This window comes from Antarcticimicrobium sediminis, from assembly GCF_004348975.1.
Lineage (GTDB): Bacteria > Pseudomonadota > Alphaproteobacteria > Rhodobacterales > Rhodobacteraceae > Antarcticimicrobium > Antarcticimicrobium sediminis.
This window is the reverse complement of the sequence record NZ_SMFP01000012.1, coordinates 117,550-138,663: the sequence shown is the minus strand read 5'-3', so window position 1 is coordinate 138,663 and position 21,114 is coordinate 117,550. Positions and strand designations below refer to the sequence as shown.

The window sequence follows — 21,114 nt, the reverse complement described above, 5'->3', positions numbered from 1 at the left end:
GATTCTGTTCCACGGCCCTCTTGCCCCGGCCAGTCCGGCGGAACAGGACTTGAGTTCGCAAAGGAGAACCTTTTGAAATCAGATAAGTTTGATCGAACCAGAAGGAGCGGTTTCTGATGCAGGAAATGGTTCTGGATATGGGCGCAAAATTGTTCGCCGAACATGCAGATGCGTCATTCGCAGCACATCCCGACGATGTGACCGAGGGGGCGGTGGCCTGGCTTGCAGAACTCTGGGACCAAGTGGAGGAACTTGGCCTGCCGCTCGCACTTCCCACAGAAGTTCAGGGCGGCTTCGAGCTGCCCCCCACTACGGCCCTCGGCTTGGTACGTCTGGCCGCGACTCAGGCGATTCCCCTGCCCTTGGGCGAGACGATGATTGCCAACTGGCTGCTGGCCCATGCCGGCCTGCCCCCGGCCGAGGGGCCCGCCAGCCTGGCTCTTGGCCCAACACTGGATGGTGATCGGCTTACCGGCACCGCAGCCCGCGTTGCATTTGGACGTCATGCGCAGACCGTTGTGTTGCTGGTCGGTGACCGGCTGGTCCGAGCCACTGGCGCGACGGTGACCGATCATTCCCACAACATCGCAGGCGAGCCGCGCGACACGTTGGAATGGACCAGAGCCGTAGAAACCGCCCCCGCCTCGGTAGATGAACAGACCTTTCGTCTGCTGGGAGCCACCCTCCGGTCCCAGGCTATCGCAGGCTCATTGGACGCAGCGCTCTCGATGACCGTGGCCTATGCCAACGAACGCCAACAGTTTGGTCGCCCAATTGGCAGGTTCCAGGCGATCCAGCAGAACATGGCTGTTATGGCCACCCATGTCGCCGCTGCCGGAGCCGCCGCTGACATGGCGACTGACCTTCTGCCCGATGCGCTGGTGGGGACCGGCGCATTCTCCGCGGCCGCCATGGCGGCCAAGATCCGCACCGGCGAGGCCGCCGGAACCAGCGCGCCGATAGCCCATCAGACTCACGGGGCCATCGGCTATACCAGTGAATACAGGCTACACCCGCTGACCCGGAGGCTCTGGTCCTGGCGCGACGAATGGGGGCGCGAGGCCGAATGGTCCGACGCCCTTGGCAAACGCGTCTGCACATTGGGGCCCGATGACTTCTGGCCCTTCCTGACCCGCATGGGAGCCCTGGCATGAGAAACTTTCTGGATTTCCCCGCTCCGCCCATCCTGCCCCGCCAGGACGATCTGCGTCGAGATGTCCGCGCCTTTCTGGCCGACACCCTCGGCCCAGACTACGGTGCCAATGACCGGGCACGTAGCTGGAATGGCTATGACCCCGCATTCTCACGCAAGTTGGGCCAGCAAGGTTGGCTCGGCATGACATGGCCGGAAACGTACGGTGGCAAGGATCGCTCGCCCCTTGACCGCTACATTGTCGTCGAGGAATTACTTGCCGCCGGAGCGCCAGTCGCCGCCCATTGGATCGCCGACCGACAGTCTGGTCCCCTTCTGCTGCGCTATGGCACCGAAAAGCAACGCCGTGACATCCTGCCCCGTATCGCCTCGGGCGAATGCTATTTCTGCATCGGGATGAGCGAGGCGGGCAGCGGCTCGGACCTTGCGGCCACCAAAACCCGCGCCCGCAAGGATGGTAGCAACTGGATTCTGAAAGGCACTAAAATCTGGACCACCTACGCCCAGCACGCGCATTACATGATCGTCTTCTGCCGCACCGGCGACACCGACGATCGGCACGGCGGCACCAGCCAACTGCTGGTAGATCTCTCGACCCCCGGCATCACAATCAGCCCAATCCTGGATCTGTCGGGCGAACATCACCTGAACGAGGTTCAGTTCGATGACGTTCGCCTGCCCGCCTCCGCCCTGATTGGGCAGGAGGGCCAGGGCTGGAACCTGGTAATGGGCGAGTTGGCCTTTGAACGCTCCGGTCCCGACCGCTTCCTATCCTCCTTCGCGCTACTGAACGATCTGATCCGGGTGCTTGGTACCGCGCCTGATCAATCCTCGGTCCGCGCGATCGGACGGATGGCTGCACACCTGATGGTGTTGCGGCAGATGTCGCGAGCGGTTGCAGGCAAGCTGGCACGGGACGAAAACCCGCCCCTTCAGGCCACCATCGTCAAGGACCTGGGCGCGCTGCTCGAACAGGAGATCCCCGAGATCGCGCGTACCCTTGTCCCCGTCGAACCCATTCCCGGCCCGAAGCAAGACTTCGCCTACGCCCTGGCACGCACCCTGATGTCCGCGCCCAGCTTCTCGCTGCGGGGGGGAACTCGTGAAATCCTGCGCGGCATCATCGCCCGCGGGCTCGGCCTGCGCTGAACGGCAAAGCTCCCAAACCTGAAAGAATGACAATGAACTTGATACTGAACGACACTGACGATCACGGCATCGTCACACTGACCTTAAATGACCCCGACACCCGCAATGCTATCTCGGACGCCCCGATGATCGAGGCGCTTATCGACGCTGTCACCGCGGCCGAGGCTGATTCCCGATCCCGGGTCATCATCCTGACCGGTGCAGGCAAGGCCTTCTCCTCCGGTGGGAACATCAAAAAGATGGGCGCGGGCGGCGGACTGAACGATCCCTTGCCCGCCAAGACCCGGCGCAATTATCGCACCGGCATCCAGCGTCTACCGCAGCTATTCGAGGCGATGGAACTTCCCGTGGTCTGCGCGGTGAACGGCGCAGCCATCGGTGCCGGCTGTGACCTGACCCTGATGTGCGACGTGCGTATCGCGAGCGAACACGCCAAGTTCGCGGAAAGCTTCGTGAAGCTAGGGATCGTTCCCGGCGACGGCGGCGCTTGGCTGCTGCCCCGCGTAGTCGGCTGGTCCAAAGCCTGTGAAATGGCCCTCACCGGCGACATGGTGGATGCCAAGGAGGCCAGAGCCATCGGCCTGGTGTCACGCGTCGTCCCTCAGGACCAGCTAATGGAGTCTGCGCGCGAAGTCGCCCTGCGCATAGCCGCGAACCCAACCTACGCGGTGCGCCTGACGAAACGATTGTTGCGCAAGGCCGGTCAGCAGAGCCTGTCCGAAATTCTGGAAACCTCGGCCGCCTACCAAGCTCTGGTTCACGCCACCGCCGACCATGAAGAAGCCGTGGCCGCCATGAGAGAAAAACGTGCGCCAACCTACACTGGCGAATAGCGCTCCGCCCACATGAGGCATCACAGCAACTCTAGGCGTTCCCTGCCGAAATAGGTGTAACATCTCATCCGGTTGTGCCCCCCATTTCGAGCGGGGAGTAACGCTTGGAACTGACTGTGGTCTTGATCGGTTGTACCGATCAAGACACCGCCGAAAGTCGGCATTTCGCATGTCCGACCGACCTGCGCCCCAATTTTCCCTCCGGCATGCGCGGTGTGAGCTGCTGCCGGTTTCGTGGACGGCGACTTAGGTGTTTAGTCCCGGCATTTGGTGGATCGGATTTAGGATGAATCGATCTGGCTCGGAAGTCCAGATCTTGCAGATGTATTCATAAGGCGTGAGCCCGTTGAGGGCCTTGATTCTGCGGGCGCAATTTTAGGCTGCCATGAAGTCGGTGTCAATCGGCATGCAATTCTGGCTCTGAATCAATTTCGGTGCAGCTTTGGGGTTCCTTCCTATCAAGACGCTGCAACGAGTCGGGCTCTGAGCAGGTCGATGTTCGCCCGGCCATACATCTGACGTTTCAGGGTCTTGAGACGATTGATTTGGCCCTCGGTTTGCCCGTTTGACCACGGTTCACGCAGTGCTGCGATGACGGCAGCCTGATCCCGCCGGAGCCCGCGGGCGAAGGAACAGAGCAGCCCGCCCTCCGCTTCATCCAGCCATCCTTCCAACTCGCCTTCACGAGCATTCCGCACCATGTCCGTGAACCGGTCGGTTAGCCTTCGGGCAGTGGCAAGCGCTGGCAGCGCGGCCTCGATCCTTGCAACCTGGATTGCATCGGCCTTGTTCAGGTGGTCTCGGCCCATGGTCAGGAGGCGCGCAATCCTGCGCGCGGAGGGAGACTTCCCAGTTCCCGGTGGCACTGTTTGCTCGGCTCGGCGTTGGCGCGTTGCCCATTCTCCGACGACGCGAAGGCTGCCCTGGAAGCCGTCCGCGCGCAGCCTGCGCCAAAGTTCTGCGCCATTCCGGCAGCCGCCGGCCCATTCCCGTTCCAACCGCAGTAGCCAAGGGGTGAGACTGCTCTCGCGGATTCGGAAAACGTCCTTACGCTCCCCGCGAACGATTTGGCGAACCAAACCGCGGCTCAGCCCGGTCAGGCGAACGATGCGTTTGATGGGAGTGCCATCATCGGCCATCTGGCGAACCATTCGATTGATCTGCTGGCGACGCAGGAAGCCCTCGTATTGCAGCCTTTCCGCCGCTGTCAGCAGCTTCTGATCGAGGGTATTCGCCCCGGTCACCTTTAGGATGGCAGGCATGTTCCGCTGTACTGCGGACAGAAAGGCCGCGCTCACATTCCCCAACAGGTGCCAGCGGTCGGCGACCTGAACCGCCTTCGGCAAAGCCCTTGAGACGGCACCGCCATAGCCCCCGTTGCGGTCGCAGGCGACGACCTCGATCCCTGGGCGGGTCCGCAGCAACGCCTCGACCGTAGCAGGCTCCCGGTCCGGAAGAAGATCGATGACCCGGCGCCGCTCCAGATCGCAGATCAACGTGCCGTACCGCTGACCTTCGCGCCATGCCCAGTCATCGATGCCGATGACGCGGAGTTCGCTGCTGGCAGCCTCCGTCGTGCTTCGAATGCTGCGCAGAAAGGTATCCTTGCCGGCCGGCAGCTGGAGCCGTGCAGCAAGTGCCTGTGCTGGACGCCCGCACAGTGCCAAGCCAAGGTGCCGGACCAGCCCCTTGCAGACGGGAGGTGCGCCGCGCATACGGCCGGGTCACCGCAGGTGGGAACCGCTCCGCAAATATCTTCGCAGAGCAATTCATGGCGCGGCACCGAAAGCGACGAACCAGCAAGACCAGTTCCACTGCCCGGCCATGAGCAGGCAGATCAGCCGGACGACGCCGATACCTGCTGTGGACATGACGCGAAATCGTGCCGCAGTGCGGACAGGACGCCGCAGCTTTGGCGGAATGTGAATGGATCCGGATCGTGTTCTCGACAAGTTCGATCTGATCGGCCTTGAGACCTGCGGGTAGAAAATCCCGCCGTGAAAAGTGCAACGCCATCGGCAACCTCCGCGAAAGATGGCCGAAATATAGCGTTAGCCATGCCAGAACTGCACTAAATCTGCGTCAGAGCCATTTTTGGACGCCGATCACCCCGCTACGGGGTCAATTTTGCATGCCTGTTCACACTGATGCCCTCCGCAACGCACCTCGTGATAGTCAGGTGACGCGCTGAAGACCGGCAGTTGCGGCCCGGTCTCTGCGCCGGAGAACCCTGTCTCGGCTTCGAAACGGTCACGTTCCTCGCGCCTTAGCAGCAGATCTCCAATCATGACGAAGATCGGCTCAGCTTCGCCATAGAGCGTTGCATAGGACGCGCGCGGCGTACGAAAATCGCTGAGATGAGCCTCGCTGCACCGGAAGAGCTGGAAGACGTCCTGCGCATACAGATCGAGCAGACCGCTGAAGCGGCTCGGCTCCCAGGGAACGCGGAACCGCTCCCCATTGCCGGTTTCCTCGTAATCACCCAGCTCAAGCGGAATGCCGAAGACGCGCACCGACAGCCGCAGCTTGTCGTTCTCCGCCAGATAGATCAGGTCGGCCTCGGAGATGGACCAGCGATCAAGGATCTCCGGCAGAGTAAAATACGCCTTCTCGATCTCCATCTGACCCCCGATTCCTGCCATTGAGTGTTTAGGGTTTGTTCTAAATCCTTGACGCCCTCCGATCAATCCTGTTTTATCCTATTTGATCCACAGCCCTCTGGGGAAAACATGACTGAGCATCACACGCTCTCAGACCGCCTCCGCGCCCGCGCTCAGCAACTCGGGCTGAGCCCAGCCCATGTTGCCGAGATGGCCGGGGTCAATCGATCCTTCGTTTATGACATCCTGCGCGGCCGCTCTACACGCCCCGGTATCGACAAGCTGGCAGAGGTTGCCCGCGTGCTGAAAGTCGAGCGGGAATGGCTGATCCACGGCATCGGCGAGGTCGAAGGCGAGCCGCCCTTCATCGAGAACCCGGATGAAACCTTCGTCGCGATCGCACATGCCAGCCCGCGTCCGTCGATGGGCGGGGGTGCGGTGGTGACCGAGGATCACGACACACCCGGCCGCGCCTATCACTTCCGCCGCTCCTGGATAAAGGGCAGCCTGAAGGCCAGCCCGTCGCAGCTGCGCATCATGCATGTAGAGGGCGACAGCATGTCGCCGACCCTGCTGGACGGCGACGCCGTCCTGGTCGACATGACCCGCCGGGCGCCGAACCCGCCGGGGATCTTCGTGCTGGACGATGGTGTAGGCTTAGTTGCCAAGCGACTCGAGCACGTTCCTAACAGCGACCCACCCGCCGTGCGCGTGATCTCGGACAACGGTTTCTACAGTCCCTATGAGCGCAGTGCCGAAGAAATCCACATCATCGGCCGCATCCGCTGGTTCGCGCGGGAGTTGTGATCTACACGCTAATTACGATGACAACAGGACATTTCATTTCTCGGAAGTGGAACAGAACCTGAGTAGTGGTTGGAGAATGGACTTGAACGAAATTGAACGCAAGATTGCCGCGCAAGGGTTCTTTGGGACATTGCAGGAGTTCGATCGTACCGACCGCAAGGATGAAAAGCTAATAAGAGAGATTGCGGAAGCCGCTTCCCAGCGTAGTGTTCTTCTATCCCAGCAGGACGTGGACTTGCTTAGCGATCTTTCGGGTTCAGATTTCTTCAGTATCCAAACAATTGCCTGCGAGATCATTCCGCTCTTGGATGTAGCTCCAAGCGAAGTGATGAATTTGGTTCATCTGCTCGTGGAAAAAGGTGGGGAGGATCTAGCCGCAAATCAGCCGAACGCAGCGTTCCGAAAATGGTGTGCATCCGACAGTAAACGGGCCGATGAGATAGTGTCATCTGCGCGCGCTAGCGATCCATTGTCGCTTCGTCACCTTGTATTCGCACTAGAAAGCAAGGGCGACTTCCAAGAAGCGTTGCGCTCTGCCAAAGCCTCGGGTGAAGAGCGGATAGCAGGTGTTCTCGCCCTTTCACGGATGAAGCTTACGCTAGTCGAGGCGGCGCAAGCCATTGAATACATATTAGGGATCGCCGAGACCAGCGAAGCAAAGGAGACTGCTGGGCTAATCAAAGCTGCCCTGGACATGGCAGGCAAGCATGAAGATCTCGACCGAGCGCAATTTGCAGAAACGTTCAATCGAACGACAGCAAGCGATTGCCCAATCACTGTTCATTTAATGGCAAGCGCAGTGCACATGCATCTTGGGCAGATGTGCCCCGAAGAAGTCGAAATTTGTCTGAAGGGTATCCTCGAAGTCAATCCAGAGAATCGAGGCACAATACGAGAAATTGACTCGGCATTACGACGCCTTTGGAAAATCAACCCACAACAGGCAGGCCAGGTGGCTGCAAAACTTATCTCCCGAACTGAAGGAACTATCGGAACAGACGAATTGCAGGGCTTTTTCTCAGCAACAGAATCCGATGATCGCAAGAACCTTGGAACGCTTGCAACCAGCTGGCTCTTGGCGGGGAATTACTATGTGTGTTCAACGCTCACGTCCCACCTATCGGAGATAAACCGAACGTCTCCTTGCGTCGATATTCAGCCCGCTGACCTGCCCGTCGATGCCATCGATCAGGTTTTTTTGTGCCGCAAGGCAATTGGCTTCCTATTCCTTTCGCCAATGACTGCCGCATCGTGGATAATCGCAGTCCTCCGGGGCGGGCATGCCGAAGCTGCAAGCGAAGTTGCGGACCTACTCTTCGATCCACTGCTGTTAAACTACGGTGGCGCTCTTAAGGATTGGCTTGGGGATGTCAGCAAAGCTGATGCGCCTGGAACAAAAGCCATTAAGAAAGCCATCCAACAGGCAAATCAGCTGTGGGACGGATTTGAGGCGGCCCGTGAGGTTGTCGAGTTAGAGCCACCAGCGTCTCAAAGGGCTCTTGTCCGCTTTCAGGAAGCAGAAGAAGCCGCTCGGATTCAAGAAATGGCCAGAGAGAAATCAATCTTCGCACAGATTGTGACCACTCAATCGCTGCTCTATGGCGATCAGTCGAGTTTCAGCATGAAAGACGGTGACGGCAACCGCCGCTCCCAGACGGTGCACATGGCCGAAATGTCTGTCAGCAGTGAGCTTCCAAAGGGCGTCATTTTCGACCCGGTCGGAACTGAGTGGTTGCTAGAACAGTTCCGCCATGAGCAGAGGGTGATCGCATGAAGCTCCTCGTCAGACAACATCTGCAAGGCATGAAGGAGCGTGGAGAGCTAGACGTCCTGCTGCCACTGCTCCTCAGCGAATTGGGCTACGAGATTGTTCATCATCCAAGGATTGGTGGACGACAAGCAGGTGTCGACGTCGTCGCGGTTGGCCCTGATCCTGACGCAGAAGGAGCAAAATCACTTTTGCTCTTTGTTATTAAGGCTGGCGATGTAGGACGCGCAGATTGGGACGGAACGTTGCAGGCGGTACGTCCATCCTTGGGAGAGGTTCTGGACGACTACATTCCAAACCGAGTTCCACAGCAGTATCGCGGGCTGCCTGTGGCCATATGCGTTTGCATGGGTGGAGAGATTCAAGAAGGAATCCGGGCGCAGTGGCGCGGTTTTGTTGATCGCCATTCAACGGCAACGCTCAATATTCGTGAATGGAACGGTGATCGTCTGGCAAATTTGATCCTGTCGGGCATCCTTGGGCAAGAGCTTCTTGATCCTGATCATCGGGCACACTTCCAGAAAACGGTAGCGCTGGTGAGCGAGCCGGAAGAGTCATACCGAAACTTCCGAGCGCTGCTCGACGCGCTCACCGAAAACATTGGAGCAGACCGGCAAGGCACAAAACACCTCCGGCAAATGATGATTTGCCTCTGGATCCTCGTGAGCAACGGTGTTGATGCTGGTAATCTCGACGCGCCCTACCGCGCGTGCGAGTTGGCGATGTTGCATGCCTGGGACGCGTTCCGTCGCTGCCCGGAAAGCGCGAGGGTTCGGCGTGCAGAACGTCAGGAGATTCTTGACCACGTTCTTTCGCTCTACCTTAACGTGAGTAATAAGCTCATTGTCGAGAAAGTCGGGCCGCACACAATGAACCAGCACGCGCTTTCGGCTGCTGTCCGATCACGGTCTTCGCTCGACGTGAACCTGGCATTGTTTGAGACCCTAGGACGCGCCGTACTTCTGGGACTATGGCACCACTACATCGCTTGCTTGAGCGAGGGTGAGCGACAAACCGAGCACCTCAAGTTGCGCGACCAGATCCTTGACCTAGCCATTTCCATGATCAACACCAATCCAAGCTTGGTTGCCCCGATGCGGGACGACCATCACATTGAGATTGGTATGCTTATGCTTCTGGCCCAGGCTTGCGGACGGTTGCATGATGTTGACCATTATCTTCGTGAGGTAGCGTCTCGGCTGTCCTATCGATATCTTCGTCGTTCACACTGGACTAGTTACTTCCAAGATTATCGTCAGTTGGCCCGCCATCCAATCAGCCGCGATGACGCCTATTTTGAGCGCTCCACGTGCGGGAGTGTTCTTGTTCCTTTCGTCCTCGTTGGGCTGGAGCGCCTCTCGGCAAAGGACGAACTGGAAGCTTTTAGAGATGTCGTGCGCCGTGTGCTGTCTCACATGACCCAGCAGGTATGGGTTCCAAGCGAACAGACGGATGATTGCATCTGGCGAACTGGCCAATCGATTGGGTTTGGCATCCCCATTCCAGAAATAAACAAAGACGACAGCGATGCGTCACTATCCGCGGAAATTGACGCGGTGGTCACCGAACATGATCAGATCCTTCGAATGGAAGCTTTCAAGCGCGGTTTGGTCCCGTTGTTCATGACTGCGTGTCGGCATCACCGCATACCTCTGCCGCCACATCTCTGGTTCGAGGTCGACAAAGCCGATCAGACGGGAAAGGAAGCGGTGGTAAGCGAAGTTGGCGATCACTCGGGCTAGGTCTAATCGGGAAATACTCGTTCCACCTAGACTACCGCTCTGGTTGATACACTTGGCGCGAGATGCTTCACCCAGTGTGTAGCCGCAGCCTGCTACCGGAGTGAAAGATGTGTTCCGCCAATTATGACCAGATGCGCCGCGCACGAACAAGCTCTCTGAAATACGCAGCATTGCGACAACCCATTGTTTTAACTTGAAATCCCTTTCGCATCGCGGCCACCACAGGACAAAACAGCTCCTGAGGTTCGCCCATCATGCCCGACACCAGCGTCAATTTCGCACCACCGCCTGAAACGCTCACCACCGATGAGCGGCTGGCGGAACTCGCCCAGATCCTCGCTGTGGCCGTGGATCGCGCCAACCCACCAAAAATAAACGAGAATCCTGCGGACGACCGAGACAGTTCGCTGGACATCCTCGCCCTTGTTCGCCGTCGTCGTCACCAGTTGCGAACCCGAGTTGGAGAGGACGAATGACGAAAACCAAAACGAAATCAGTAGGGAAGAGAACAGGCGTTGGCCCTGCGCAGGGCCACGCTGTCTTGGCGGACCTGGTCGCGATGAGGGCCATGACCGTGCCGGAGCTGCGCGAGAAATGGGCGGCGATCTTTGATTCGCCAGCACCGAACACCAGCCGCCAGAACCTTGAACTACGGCTGGGATACCGCATCCAGGAACTGGCCCTTGGCGGCATTGGTCGCGACGCGCGGCGGACGCTGGATGCGCTGGCGGCCGAGGTGGTCTCTGGTGAACCCGGTCAGGTGATGACCGACCCACGACGGCCTTTGCCGGGCACCAAGTTGGTCCGTGAGTGGAACGGCGTCGAGCACACTGTCACGGTGCTGACGAAGGGCTTCGAGTGGCAGGGACGCCGGTACAAGTCGCTCTCCGGCGCGGCGCGGGCCATCACAGGTGCGAACTGGAACGGTTGGAAGTTCTTCGGCTTCACCCCACGCACGAGGATCAGCAAATGACGCGCCAAACACAGCCACAACCGCCCCGCCGCCTGCGTTGCGCCATCTACACCCGCAAATCGAGCGAGGAAGGGCTCGATATGGAGTTCAACAGCCTTGATGCCCAGCGGGAGGCCTGCGAGGCTTATATCGCCAGCCAAAAAGCCGAGGGCTGGGTCTGCCTGCGCGATAAATACGACGATGGCGGCTTCTCCGGCGGGACACTGGAACGCCCCGCACTTAAGGATCTGATCGCCGACATCGAGGATGGGCTGATCGACATCGTCGTGGTCTACAAGATCGACCGCCTCAGCCGCGCGCTGATGGATTTCTCCAAGCTGGTCGAGATTTTCGACCGCCATGGCGTCACCTTCGTGTCCGTCACGCAGTCCTTCAACACCACCACGTCCATGGGGCGGCTGACTCTGAACATCCTGCTCAGCTTTGCTCAGTTCGAGCGCGAGGTTATCGGCGAGCGGATCCGCGACAAGGTCGCTGCATCACGCAAGAAGGGCATCTGGATGGGTGGGCCGGTGCCGCTCGGCTACAACGTGAAGGACCGCAAGCTGATCGTGAACCCGGCCGAGGCCGAGACGGTGCGGACGATCTTCACGCTCTACGCCCGGTCCAGTTAAACGGCGGCCGTGATCCGCGAATTGGACGCGCGCGCAATCCTCACAAAGACCGGCAGGCCATACGACAAGACCTCGCTACTTAAGACCCTGCACAACAAGGTCTATCGCGGCCTCTCCGTCCACAAGGGCACGGCCTATCCCGGTGAGCACGACGCGATCATCGACGCCGCACTTTGGGACGACGTCCATGATGTAATTGTGAACAACCGCGTCAAGCGGGTTGCCGTTGCCAAGGAACCCTCACCGGCGCTGCTGCGCGGACTGATCTTCACCGAGACCGGCGTGGCGATGACCCCGCACCACACCAAGAAAGGCACGCGGCGTTATCGCTACTATGTCTCGATGGACGTGATCAAAAAACGGCCCAAAGCCGAGATCCGAGGCCCGCAGCGGCTGCCCGGTGGCATGGTCGAGGATGCCGTGGTCGGCGAAATCCGCCGCCTGCTACGCACGCCGGAGGTTGCCGCGCGAGTGTCGCGGACCCTGCGCAAGGACCGACCAGACCTTGGCGAGGCGGACATCAGTGCGTCGCTCACCCAGTTCGACGACATGTGGAAGGCGCTGATCCCGGCCGAGCAGGCACGCGTGGTCAGGCTTCTGGTGGCGCGAGTCACCGCCAGCGACGCCGGGCTCGCGGTCGATCTCCGACATGAGGGCTTGGGCGCGATTGCCGCCCTTATGGCCCCGGCCAAGCCGGAGGTGGCGTGATGGCAGAGCCCGAAACCCTCCGCGTCCACATCCCGCTCACCATGCGCAATCGCGGCGGCCGCCCACGCATCTTTCCTCCCAAGGAGATCGATGTCGCCATGGAACGCGGCCAGGATGCCCGCCTGCTGCGCGCCATCGGCCGGGCGTGGGACTGGCGACGCAGACTTGAGCGCGGCGACGTCACCACCATCGCCGATCTGGCAAAAGAGGAAGGCATCTCCGACCGCTATGTCAGCCGCGTGATCAGGCTGGCTTGGCTCTCGCCCTCCGTTCTGGAGCGGCTGGTCCTGCGGCGCGAGCCCACGGTGCTGTCGATCTTCGACCTCTGTGGCGTGGCGGAGCTGCCGTGGGCCGAGCAGCCGGGGCAAGTGTTTGACTGAGGTCCAACCCCTTCGCGCCGGGAAACTCATGGGTACGGGCGGGAGAGCAGTCTATGTCCGACTAAGAAGCTCTGTTGTAGACATTGCTTCGATTTCGGTCGTTTGCGACCACCCTCATTCGGATGAAACCACAGCGTTTTTCACTAAACCAAAGACTTCGATCCGCATTTGCTTCTGCGCTTAGTTATCGGCCAATATGAGGACACTTGAACAAGGCGAGGTAAAAAATTGCTGGACGCGCCATCTCGTTGGACGACGGCCGGACAAACGCGGGGGCTCGATCCTCTCGCGATGTTGGGCCCTATCGAGCAGCTCTATCAAAAGGGGCTTCTGCCGGGATTCAGCTCTGTAACCACGCGGATACGCTATTACAGCTTTCACGCCTGGTGGTTGACCAGATACGCGGACGCCAAGGGCGGGCAATCGACGAGCCAGGAGATATTTCAGGATCACACCCGACGCGTCGAAGCGCTTTTTGCCCTGTCAGGCTTAGCGGCCAAGCCCGATGAAACCGGACTCGCGGGCTACTTTTTTGCGCGTGACAAGCTCGCTGAAGCCGTAGATCCGGTTGACTTCCGACGAGAGACAGACAGGCAGTCTGGCGAGAAGGATCGCTACCTCAGTCCCATGGGCGGGGCTTTCCCGGGTATCTATGCCGGTCAAATGGAGGAGATCGGTCTTATTTCCAAGGCAAAAAACCATGACCTAATGGTTCCGACGAAGCTTGGACGCCGTTTAGCAGCCGCGTTCGAGGCCGTCATCAAAGATCAAGGCGATGCTTTTCTGGCGGTCGCAGAAGAAGGCGTGGTGTCTCGGGATGATCTAGCACGTTTTTCAGTATTCGCCCCATCGGGAATCGACCCTCACGGTGAAGAGGCAGAACTGCTTCGCGCTCTCTTGATGGGATATGAAGGCCCAGAGGATTCTGGAGAATGCCGCGGTGCAACCCTGCGAGCCATCCTGGAAATGGCTGCGGCACATGAGGATGCGGGCTTCAGGAACGGAGTGTCGGCAAACGGTCTGCGGTGGGAGTGGCATGCCCAGCGCGACTCCGCGGTTACCGATGTCGTCAAATTATGGGCGGCCTACCAAGCCGGCGATGTGCTCCGCACCAGCTACGAGGCCCTGTTGCGACACGCAACACTAATACTGGAGGAATATCCTGACGGTACTTCGTTGTCGGGTCTCGTCGGAGAGATTTCCGCCCCCTTGTCTGGGCAATCGTTCCGCAACTGGCGGGGCGGCGTCGATGAAGCGTATCGCGAGACGGATTTCGAAGAATTGCAGGAATCGGCACTGGTGCGCGGCGCCTCACTGGATGAGATAATTGCCCCTGTCGCCCGGCTGGCGCGCCTTTGGTCGGAAGATATGGATGTTCTTGAGGACGCCTATCCACCCACAAACGAAGGGCAGACGGTGTATTCGGAGCTGAAATTGATCAAAAAGCTCGACAGCGCCTCAGCGGAACGGGGTTTCGCCCAAATCCTTGATGAGCGTGTCATCAGGAGGCACTTGCGGGTCGCGGCGCGCAAGTTCCATGGGCAGAACAACTACACGTTCCTGATCGAGGCGGAAAGCGGGACTGTGCGGGCACGGGAGAGCCGCACAGTCGAAGCAAGCGGCCCGAGACTGGGAACGGCAGTTCAGTTTTTGAACGACATATGCCTGCTCAAAGACGGTCGGATCACGGCCCTTGGGCGGCGGTGGATGCATCGCCGCGAGAATTCATTGGGAGGATCTGCTTGAAGTACTACGAGGCTTTCGCGGAGCACGGATTTCATACTGCACTAATGACCACGTTCCGTTTCGATGCTGGAGTGTTCGAAGACGTGATCAGGTCTCGACTTCGATCAAACGGCTGCCGCAACATTGCTGTTCTCGCTGACACTGACATGCTCAATGCGGCTTTTGCCGAGACAGGGCTGCCAGTCTCAGCTGGCGCACGTTACCACCTCGCCAAACGATCAGTTAAAGGAGCGTTTCATCCGAAGATGGTCCTCCAGTTTGGCAAGACGAAAGGCCGACTGATCGTTGGGTCGGCCAATCTGACCGGTGCTGGCCTTCACGGTAATCTCGAAATACTGGAAGTTCTTGAAGTTAATCAAAACGACATGACGGCAGCGCCCCTTCTGGCCGCAGCGCTGGCCTATTTCGCAAGTCACACGGACCGGCGGGACAAAGCCATGAAGCAGGCCCTCGAGCGGGCATCGAGGAATACGGACTGGTTGCAACACGTGAGGGCCGCCAGTCGCATAGAGACACCTAGCGGTTTCGTGGAATTTGTCACCGAAAGTGCCGGAGCCACAATCGCGGATCGGCTTGTCGATGCCGTTGGCGGACGGCGAGTTTCCCGTGTCGTCTGCGCGGCACCGTTCTGGGACAGCAATCTATCAGCCGTGCAAATCCTGCAGAGGAGGCTTTCGCCAGAGATCACGGCTTTAGTCGTCGATCCAAAGGCGCAGGATTTCGATGCACCGGGCTTTCGAGCTCTGGAGCGGGCTTCCCTGCATTCGGCAGGTCAATTATCAGCCTGCGAAAAACGTCGGTTTCACGCCAAGTTGATCATAGTGGAGACTAACGAGGGTGATCTCGTCTTGTCAGGCTCTGCGAATATCTCCCGACCTGCGCTTCTAGAAGTCGCGGGCAACGGTAACGCAGAGGCAGCAATCCTGCGCTGGGAACCGCCCGGCACAGCTGTCCAGCGGCTCGGTATCGATGCCGCTCTTGCGGTAAATATGCCGCTTTCGGATTTAAAGCCGAGGCAGAGAGCTGTGAATGAGGGGGAGACCAAGGAAGAGAGGCTGATCGACGGAGGGGCAGTCTTCCTTGATGCGGCGGCGCTCGAGTGGCAGCCGCCCGGTGATGTCGATCTGTCCTCCTGCCTGATCGAGGTATTCGACGTGGCGAGAAAAAGCCTAGGTGTCGGCGAGCCGGTGGGAGTCGGGGAGCGGATATGGATTGAGGGGATAGACGACCTGAACGCGGCAGCTGCGGCTGAAGCGCTCATCGAAGACAGGCGAAGTGTTCGGATGCCAATCGTATCCCTTTCCCAGCTCAAGGCGAGATCCAACCCGCCTTCGCGCGCAGGAGCGCAGAAGATCCTCGACGAGATTTATGCGCAGGAAACGATCGATGCAGAGTTGTGCGAGCAACTCAGGCGTCTTTTCGAACTCTTGCAGGAGAATGATGCACCAGTTCCCACGCGGGATGGTTCCTCTTCCCGCGGAGACGATCCCCAGGACGAGGATGATAGTCGGCATCTTGACAGCGATGCATTCGGGGAGGCGGCCCAAGGGTTTTCGACGAATGCTGAGAGGGATGTGGCGTTCCGGAGCGCATATGATCGGATTGCACAGATCCTGCGGCATCTACAGCCCCGCACGACGCAGTCCGAATTGAGTAATGGTGGATCTTCGAGTGGAAGCAAGCAGCCAGCGGCAGTTCATAAGCGCTCACCAGACCAGCGGCGGGATCAGCTGAGTGAATTCCTGCAGGTCATTCTCGACGGTCTCCAATCTGGTGGGTTGGAGCCCTTGTCAATAACGGCCCTAACCATGATTCAGGCGTTCATCACCACGATGCGATCTGAGGCCGCGGAGACAGATAGTACCGCGGGTGAGGCCAAAGCTTTTGGGCCGAACAAGCCGGGAAGCGGTTGGATCCGCATGCTCGGACGCTGCCTTCAAGGTTTTGTGGAGGCGATCCCAGAGGCTTTGTCAGAGTCGGACGTTGAGGACGAGCAAATCGAGGTATTGGCTCAAATCCTGATGACGGCCAAAATGGTATTCGAAAGAGCGCAAAAAGATAACATGCCTGTCGTGTGTAGGTCGATGGGGATCGTTCTTTCCAAGTTGCATCACAAGCTGGGGTCAGCGATTTCCGGGCACCGGGGCAAGGAGACGCTGCTCATACAAGAGATAACGCGCACTGCGAGACTCCAGGAAGAAACTGATAGTATCGTTACTCTCCAAGCGGGCCAGTAGGATCTGATGATGGAATGGGTTTCGGTAAGGAAAAGCGTCGCGAACCAACCCTAGCAATCCGCCAATTTACGCTGGCTTCCCGAGCAACGCGCCTACTGCGCGTTCTGTCTATGTTGCCATCGATATCATTCGGATCGCACGATTGGGTTTTGGCGGAGTTCGACGTCAGGTTATTGAAAAAGCGTAAGAAAAGTGGACCGAACCGTGGCGAGCGCGGTTCGCCCAAACTGAGACTGAGGGTCATTCTGAGCCCGACTTTAGCCTGACAGCGCGTCTATGAAGTTCGGTCGGTTCGCGCAAACCCCTTTGATAACACGGAAAAATACGTGCCCGTCAGGACGGCGTCACTGGTTCGCAATGGGGATAATGGCGGAGGGAACGGGATTCGGACTGCCGAGACGCTGACGCACTTAAGCGTTTTTCACGTTTTCCAGCACAAATCCGTTGCAAGTCATTCATTTCGGAGCATTGCTGTGCTGCTGCCAGCGGCATCGGAACCAGTGTGTCGCGTGGCGCCTGCGTTCTTGCTTGAGGAGTATCCCAATGCGCACAAGCCTAACCCACCCGCTCCAGATCGCCGAACTCCGCCCCTTCGCGGACTCAGGCCGGATCGGGATCACCTTCTGCCCCGGCAAGGTCCAGCCGGGTGCGATGTCCGGCAGTTGGAACCGGGATCTTGGCCTCGATCTCGATGCGATCGGGGATTGGGGTGCGGTGGCCGTCGTGACGCTGGTCGAGGATCATGAACTGGCAACGCTGCAGGTCGCCGGGATGGGGGCCGAGGTCCGGGCTCGACACATGGACTGGTTCCATTTGCCCATCCCGGACGTCGCGGTTCCGGATCAGCGCTTCGAACGGGATTGGGCCCTTGCCGGGCCGGATCTCCTCGGCCGGTTGCGCTCCGGTTTCGACGTCCTGGTGCATTGCAAGGGCGGGCTCGGCCGAGCCGGCACCATTGCAGCCCGGCTGATGGCCGAACTGGGAACAGATCCCGGCAGGGCCATTGCTGCCGTCCGGGCCGTGCGGCCAGGCGCGATCGAAACGCTGGAGCAGGAGCGCTTCGTGCTGCGCCAGCACGAGAGGCCCGAACCCGAACCGCTTGCGACTGAGGGCGCGATCCGCGACCGCGCGGCCGGGGCCCTTCTAGGTCTCGCCTTGGGCGATGCTCTCGGCACGACGCTGGAGTTCCGCAGCCGGGACAGTTACCCCCTGCTGACCGGTATGGTGGGCGGTGGCCCCTTCGGCCTGAAGCCGGGAGAGTGGACCGACGACACCGCGATGGCACTGGCCTTGGGCGACAGCCTCGCCGCGGATGCAGATCTCGATGTCGGCGATCTCATGCAGCGCTTCGTCGACTGGCACGAACATGGCACCTATTCCTGCACGGGGCAGTGCTTCGACATCGGCATCACCACGCGTCAGGCGCTTGCGCGCTGGAAAAGCTCTGGCGATCCAATGGCGGGCTCGACCGATCCCATGAGCGCCGGCAATGGCAGCCTAATGCGCCTGGCCCCGGTGGCGATCCGGCACTGGCGAGACCGGGAGCGGCTGCGCGATGTCGCGGCCCGGCAAAGCCGGACCACCCATGCTGCGGCCGAAGCGGTCGATGCCTGCGTGGCCTGGGCCGACCTGCTTGCCGACGCGATCGAGGGCCAGCCACGCAGTGCAGTCCTGCGCAACCGATCCGGTGGATATGCCGACCGCATCGAAGAAATCATGAGCGGCTCGTGGCGCGGCCGGACAAGGGGGCAGATCCGGGCCTCGGGCTATGTTGCCCATTCGCTCGAGGCCGCGCTCTGGAGCGTTGGCGCATCCGGAGATTTTTCTGGGGCGGTCCTGCGAGCCGCCAATCTCGGCGAGGATGCAGACACCACCGCCGCCATCACCGGGCAACTGGCGGGCGCCCTGCAGGGTGCGCGTGCGATCCCACGGACGTGGCGGGACGGCCTTGCCTGGTCAAGCCGGATCGAGGACCTTGCCCACCAACTCTTCGACGTAAGCTGATCGGCCCGGATCGGGCTAGACCCGGGCCGATCGACGCCTTTACTTGCCGAGATTGGCGCGCGTCTGGTCGTATTGCGCCGCGACCCAGCGGCGTAGTTCGTCAACGACAGCCTTGAGTTTCGGATCACCGGAGCTCTCCGCTTCGAGAAAGGCGAGATCCCTCTGCCGTCTGGCATACCATTGGTCCAGGCGCTCGAGCGCGGCATCGTGTTCGGCTTTCTCCTTCTCCGTCATCGGCCCGTTGACGGTAATGCTGCCATCCTCGAAGTCGATCTCGATGTCTTCCGGATGCGGGACAAGGTCAGGGAGATGGGTGATCCCGAACCGCTTGCGGCGGGCCAATTCCCGCTCGCCGCCGACCTTGTACTCGATGAAGGCCTGCTGAAGCTGCTCATGCAGTTCACGGTCATTCTTTTCAATGAGAGCCATGAACTTGAAAAATATTTCGATGTGACGGGCACTCCCTTGGACTACCTTCACGAGAAGGGTTCTGACTGCCGCTTCGATCATGGTCATCGACACTTCCGCACTCCCGTCACGCACCGTGATCTCCCGCGCAGCATGCTTGCGGAACGCGTCAAAAAGCCGTTCTTCCTGCCCGATATAGCGACGGTTGAACGCTCCTTTCGGACGGCCATTGGGGTTTCCCGAACTACCCTTGCGAAAGCGCTTGTCCCGCGGCGGCTTGCCATAGCCCACCTCGTAATCCGGCGAGGGCAGGAAGGGCGGCTTGTTCTTGTCCCGGCTCATTGCGCAGCCTCCCGGACCTGGCCGTCCTCACCCGGTTTCGGGTCCAGCCGCACCGCGGTGTCCTTGGCATAGGCCTCCCACCGGGCAATGATCCGGTCGCAATAGACGGGATCGATCTCGCAGAGCCGCGCGCGGCGGCCGGTCTTCTCCGCCGCGATCAGCGTCGAGCCGGAGCCGCCAAAGAGATCGAGCACGATCTCGCCCCGCCCCGAGACATCCCGGATCGCGTCCTCGATCATCTGCACCGGCTTGACGGTCGGGTGCAGCGTCAACTCGTCCATGCGCCCACTCTTGCGCGTGTTCACCCCGCGATACTCCCAGACATTGGTGCGGTAGCGCCCGTGCTGGCCCAGCTCGAAGCTGTTCACATGCGCGGCGGTGCCATGCTTGAACGCCAGGATCATCTCGTGACGCGAACGGTAGAAGGTGCCCATCCCGCCATTGTCCTTGACCCAGACAATCAGGTTCTTGAGCTCGGAATAGACCTCGCGGCCCGCCGCCTGCACCTCGCCGAGATGGCGCCAGTCCATGCAGATGAAGTGGATCGCCCCGTCCATGCTGTGCAACGTCAACTGCCCGAAGGCGCCGGCAAGGAATGCGGTGAAGGCCTCCGGGCTCATCTCGCCCGCCGCCATCGCAAACTCGCGGTGCCGGGTGCGGCCCGAGTTCCCCGCATGACCTTTGATCGGCACGTTGTAGGGCGGGTCGGTGAAGACCATGCGCGCCTTCTCGCCCGCCATCAGGGTCTCGACCACCGCCGGGTCGAGCGCATCGCCACAGATCAGGCGATGCGCCCCGAGTTGCCAGACATCGCCCGGGCCGCACCGGGTCCCCGCCGCATCGGGCAGACGGTCATCGGCCGGATCGTTCGGCTCTGCTGGCGATCCCCCGGCGATCAATGCATCAAGCTCCGGCACCGAGAAGCCGATCGCGCTGACGTCGAAGGTGAGGTCGGGCGATGCCAGCAAGGCCTCCAATTCCTCGGCCAGCAGATCCTCGTCCCAACCGGCATTCAGCGCCAACTGGTTGTCGGCGATGACAAAAGCGCGCGCCTCCGCTTCGCCCATGTGCTCCAGCCTGAGGCAGGGCACCGTGTCGAGTCCGAGGTGCCGCGCCGCGGCCACCCGGCCATGCCCCGCCAGAATACGGTTCGCCGCATCGATCAGCACCGGCGTGTTGAAGCCGAAGGCCTCGATACTGGCGGCGATCTGCTCGACCTGTTTCTTCGGATGTTTGCGCGCGTTGCGCTTCCACGGCGTCAATGCCGTGACAGAGATCTGTTCGATTTGAGCACACATGTCTCAAACGCTCCTTAAAAAGGGGATGCAATCCCCCTGAAGGCAGGCAGCCGTCCTCCGATCCGGCGTGTCTGCGGCAAAGGACCACTTCATGATGCTGCATGCTGTGGCCCGTGGGCGGGGCGGAGCAGGTCTGGCGATGATGGGAATCACGGCGGCTCCGCAACATGGAACATAGCACGAACAGAGTGGGGTGGTATATATTTTATTTTGATTACAGTCACTTAGTATCACGCCCGTGATATGAGAATTGATTTTTCTGCCCCAGAAAGGTACTGGACTTCCAAGCCTCACAGAGCGTCACTGGCCCCGTGCCCGGCCTCTTCCGGGCCTCTCCCGGTAGCAGCGGACC

The 21,114-nt window shown here is 60.1% G+C and carries 17 protein-coding genes and 2 pseudogenes; 14 read left to right on the top strand and 5 right to left on the bottom strand.

What is annotated here, in order from left to right; translation table 11 throughout:
• The first annotated feature begins 116 nt into the window (after positions 1 to 116).
• From E1B25_RS17005 to E1B25_RS16995, 3 genes are read left to right on the top strand one after another with little or no spacing between them, the layout of a single operon-like run.
• Entirely contained in the window at positions 117 to 1,154 is a 1,038-nt protein-coding gene (locus E1B25_RS17005) for an acyl-CoA dehydrogenase family protein (protein ID WP_132830738.1), read from the top strand.
• Positions 1,151 to 2,302, top strand: coding sequence for an acyl-CoA dehydrogenase family protein (locus E1B25_RS17000; protein WP_132830736.1), 1,152 nt, complete (start codon positions 1,151 to 1,153; stop codon positions 2,300 to 2,302). The genes E1B25_RS17005 and E1B25_RS17000 overlap by 4 nt, the downstream gene beginning before the upstream one ends.
• A 32-nt stretch (positions 2,303 to 2,334) precedes the next feature.
• Positions 2,335 to 3,135: a crotonase/enoyl-CoA hydratase family protein gene (locus E1B25_RS16995; protein WP_132830735.1), complete on the top strand. Its 801-nt coding sequence runs from the start codon at positions 2,335 to 2,337 to the stop codon at positions 3,133 to 3,135.
• A 246-nt stretch (positions 3,136 to 3,381) separates the two neighbouring features.
• On the opposite strand, the pseudogene E1B25_RS16990 reads toward E1B25_RS16995, so the two are convergent.
• The 3 genes and pseudogenes from E1B25_RS16990 to E1B25_RS16980 form a co-directional block, all read right to left on the bottom strand.
• A pseudogene (locus E1B25_RS16990) lies at positions 3,382 to 3,510 on the bottom strand (IS481 family transposase); the annotation flags it as partial.
• Between the two features lie 83 nt (positions 3,511 to 3,593).
• A pseudogene (locus E1B25_RS16985) lies at positions 3,594 to 5,151 on the bottom strand (ISL3 family transposase).
• A gap of 89 nt (positions 5,152 to 5,240) precedes the next feature.
• The gene (locus tag E1B25_RS16980; RefSeq protein WP_132830733.1) at positions 5,241 to 5,756 is read right to left on the bottom strand and encodes a hypothetical protein; all 516 of its coding nucleotides are present in this window, start codon (positions 5,754 to 5,756) and stop codon (positions 5,241 to 5,243) included.
• A gap of 108 nt (positions 5,757 to 5,864) precedes the next feature.
• Between E1B25_RS16980 and E1B25_RS16975 the strand changes: the two genes are divergently transcribed.
• The 11 genes from E1B25_RS16975 (at position 5,865) to E1B25_RS16930 (ending at position 18,714) form a co-directional block, all read left to right on the top strand.
• Positions 5,865 to 6,542, top strand: a complete 678-nt coding sequence (locus E1B25_RS16975) for a LexA family transcriptional regulator (protein WP_132830731.1) — start codon at positions 5,865 to 5,867, stop codon at positions 6,540 to 6,542.
• An 82-nt stretch (positions 6,543 to 6,624) separates the two neighbouring features.
• Positions 6,625 to 8,316 (top strand): hypothetical protein, encoded by a 1,692-nt coding sequence (locus E1B25_RS16970; RefSeq protein WP_132830729.1) that lies wholly within the window; start codon positions 6,625 to 6,627, stop codon positions 8,314 to 8,316.
• Positions 8,313 to 10,052 carry a hypothetical protein gene (locus E1B25_RS16965; RefSeq protein ID WP_132830727.1) on the top strand — a complete coding sequence of 580 codons (1,740 nt, stop codon included), beginning with the start codon at positions 8,313 to 8,315 and terminating at the stop codon, positions 10,050 to 10,052. Before E1B25_RS16970 ends, E1B25_RS16965 begins: the two co-directional genes overlap by 4 nt.
• Positions 10,053 to 10,306: 254 nt before the next feature.
• Positions 10,307 to 10,528: a hypothetical protein gene (locus tag E1B25_RS16960; RefSeq protein ID WP_132830725.1), complete on the top strand. Its 222-nt coding sequence runs from the start codon at positions 10,307 to 10,309 to the stop codon at positions 10,526 to 10,528.
• Positions 10,525 to 11,025 (top strand): DUF2924 domain-containing protein, encoded by a 501-nt coding sequence (locus E1B25_RS16955; RefSeq protein WP_206338572.1) that lies wholly within the window; start codon positions 10,525 to 10,527, stop codon positions 11,023 to 11,025. Before E1B25_RS16960 ends, E1B25_RS16955 begins: the two co-directional genes overlap by 4 nt.
• A complete protein-coding gene (locus tag E1B25_RS22805; RefSeq protein ID WP_342635601.1) occupies positions 11,022 to 11,639 on the top strand; it encodes a recombinase family protein in 618 nt (205 codons plus the stop codon). Before E1B25_RS16955 ends, E1B25_RS22805 begins: the two co-directional genes overlap by 4 nt.
• Positions 11,640 to 11,648: 9 nt before the next feature.
• Entirely contained in the window at positions 11,649 to 12,347 is a 699-nt protein-coding gene (locus E1B25_RS22800) for a recombinase family protein (protein ID WP_342635600.1), read from the top strand.
• Positions 12,347 to 12,727, top strand: coding sequence for a hypothetical protein (locus E1B25_RS16945; RefSeq protein WP_132830723.1), 381 nt, complete (start codon positions 12,347 to 12,349; stop codon positions 12,725 to 12,727). The genes E1B25_RS22800 and E1B25_RS16945 overlap by 1 nt, the downstream gene beginning before the upstream one ends.
• Before the next feature lie 228 nt (positions 12,728 to 12,955).
• Positions 12,956 to 14,473, top strand: a complete 1,518-nt coding sequence (locus tag E1B25_RS16940) for a hypothetical protein (RefSeq protein ID WP_132830722.1) — start codon at positions 12,956 to 12,958, stop codon at positions 14,471 to 14,473.
• Positions 14,470 to 16,710, top strand: a complete 2,241-nt coding sequence (locus E1B25_RS16935) for a phospholipase D-like domain-containing protein (RefSeq protein WP_132830720.1) — start codon at positions 14,470 to 14,472, stop codon at positions 16,708 to 16,710. The genes E1B25_RS16940 and E1B25_RS16935 overlap by 4 nt, the downstream gene beginning before the upstream one ends.
• A gap of 543 nt (positions 16,711 to 17,253) precedes the next feature.
• Positions 17,254 to 18,714 carry an ADP-ribosylglycohydrolase family protein gene (locus tag E1B25_RS16930; RefSeq protein WP_132830719.1) on the top strand — a complete coding sequence of 487 codons (1,461 nt, stop codon included), beginning with the start codon at positions 17,254 to 17,256 and terminating at the stop codon, positions 18,712 to 18,714.
• Between the two features lie 39 nt (positions 18,715 to 18,753).
• On the opposite strand, the gene E1B25_RS16925 is transcribed toward E1B25_RS16930, so the two are convergent.
• Both E1B25_RS16925 and E1B25_RS16920 read right to left on the bottom strand, forming a co-directional pair.
• On the bottom strand, positions 18,754 to 19,464 hold the full coding sequence (locus tag E1B25_RS16925; protein WP_132830717.1) for a DUF5681 domain-containing protein: 711 nt from the start codon (positions 19,462 to 19,464) through the stop codon (positions 18,754 to 18,756).
• Positions 19,461 to 20,762, bottom strand: a complete 1,302-nt coding sequence (locus E1B25_RS16920; protein ID WP_132830715.1) for a site-specific DNA-methyltransferase — start codon at positions 20,760 to 20,762, stop codon at positions 19,461 to 19,463. The genes E1B25_RS16925 and E1B25_RS16920 overlap by 4 nt, the downstream gene beginning before the upstream one ends.
• Positions 20,763 to 21,114 lie beyond the last annotated feature (352 nt).

Coding starts and splice junctions, on each gene's coding strand:
- E1B25_RS17005 (WP_132830738.1), top strand. CDS start 117: ATGCAGGAAATGGTTCTGGATATGGGCGCAAAATTGTTCGCCGAACAT.
- E1B25_RS17000 (WP_132830736.1), top strand. CDS start 1,151: ATGAGAAACTTTCTGGATTTCCCCGCTCCGCCCATCCTGCCCCGCCAG.
- E1B25_RS16995 (WP_132830735.1), top strand. CDS start 2,335: ATGAACTTGATACTGAACGACACTGACGATCACGGCATCGTCACACTG.
- E1B25_RS16980 (WP_132830733.1), bottom strand. CDS start 5,756: ATGGAGATCGAGAAGGCGTATTTTACTCTGCCGGAGATCCTTGATCGC.
- E1B25_RS16975 (WP_132830731.1), top strand. CDS start 5,865: ATGACTGAGCATCACACGCTCTCAGACCGCCTCCGCGCCCGCGCTCAG.
- E1B25_RS16965 (WP_132830727.1), top strand. CDS start 8,313: ATGAAGCTCCTCGTCAGACAACATCTGCAAGGCATGAAGGAGCGTGGA.
- E1B25_RS16960 (WP_132830725.1), top strand. CDS start 10,307: ATGCCCGACACCAGCGTCAATTTCGCACCACCGCCTGAAACGCTCACC.
- E1B25_RS16955 (WP_206338572.1), top strand. CDS start 10,525: ATGACGAAAACCAAAACGAAATCAGTAGGGAAGAGAACAGGCGTTGGC.
- E1B25_RS22805 (WP_342635601.1), top strand. CDS start 11,022: ATGACGCGCCAAACACAGCCACAACCGCCCCGCCGCCTGCGTTGCGCC.
- E1B25_RS16945 (WP_132830723.1), top strand. CDS start 12,347: ATGGCAGAGCCCGAAACCCTCCGCGTCCACATCCCGCTCACCATGCGC.
- E1B25_RS16930 (WP_132830719.1), top strand. CDS start 17,254: ATGCGCACAAGCCTAACCCACCCGCTCCAGATCGCCGAACTCCGCCCC.
- E1B25_RS16925 (WP_132830717.1), bottom strand. CDS start 19,464: ATGAGCCGGGACAAGAACAAGCCGCCCTTCCTGCCCTCGCCGGATTAC.
- E1B25_RS16920 (WP_132830715.1), bottom strand. CDS start 20,762: ATGTGTGCTCAAATCGAACAGATCTCTGTCACGGCATTGACGCCGTGG.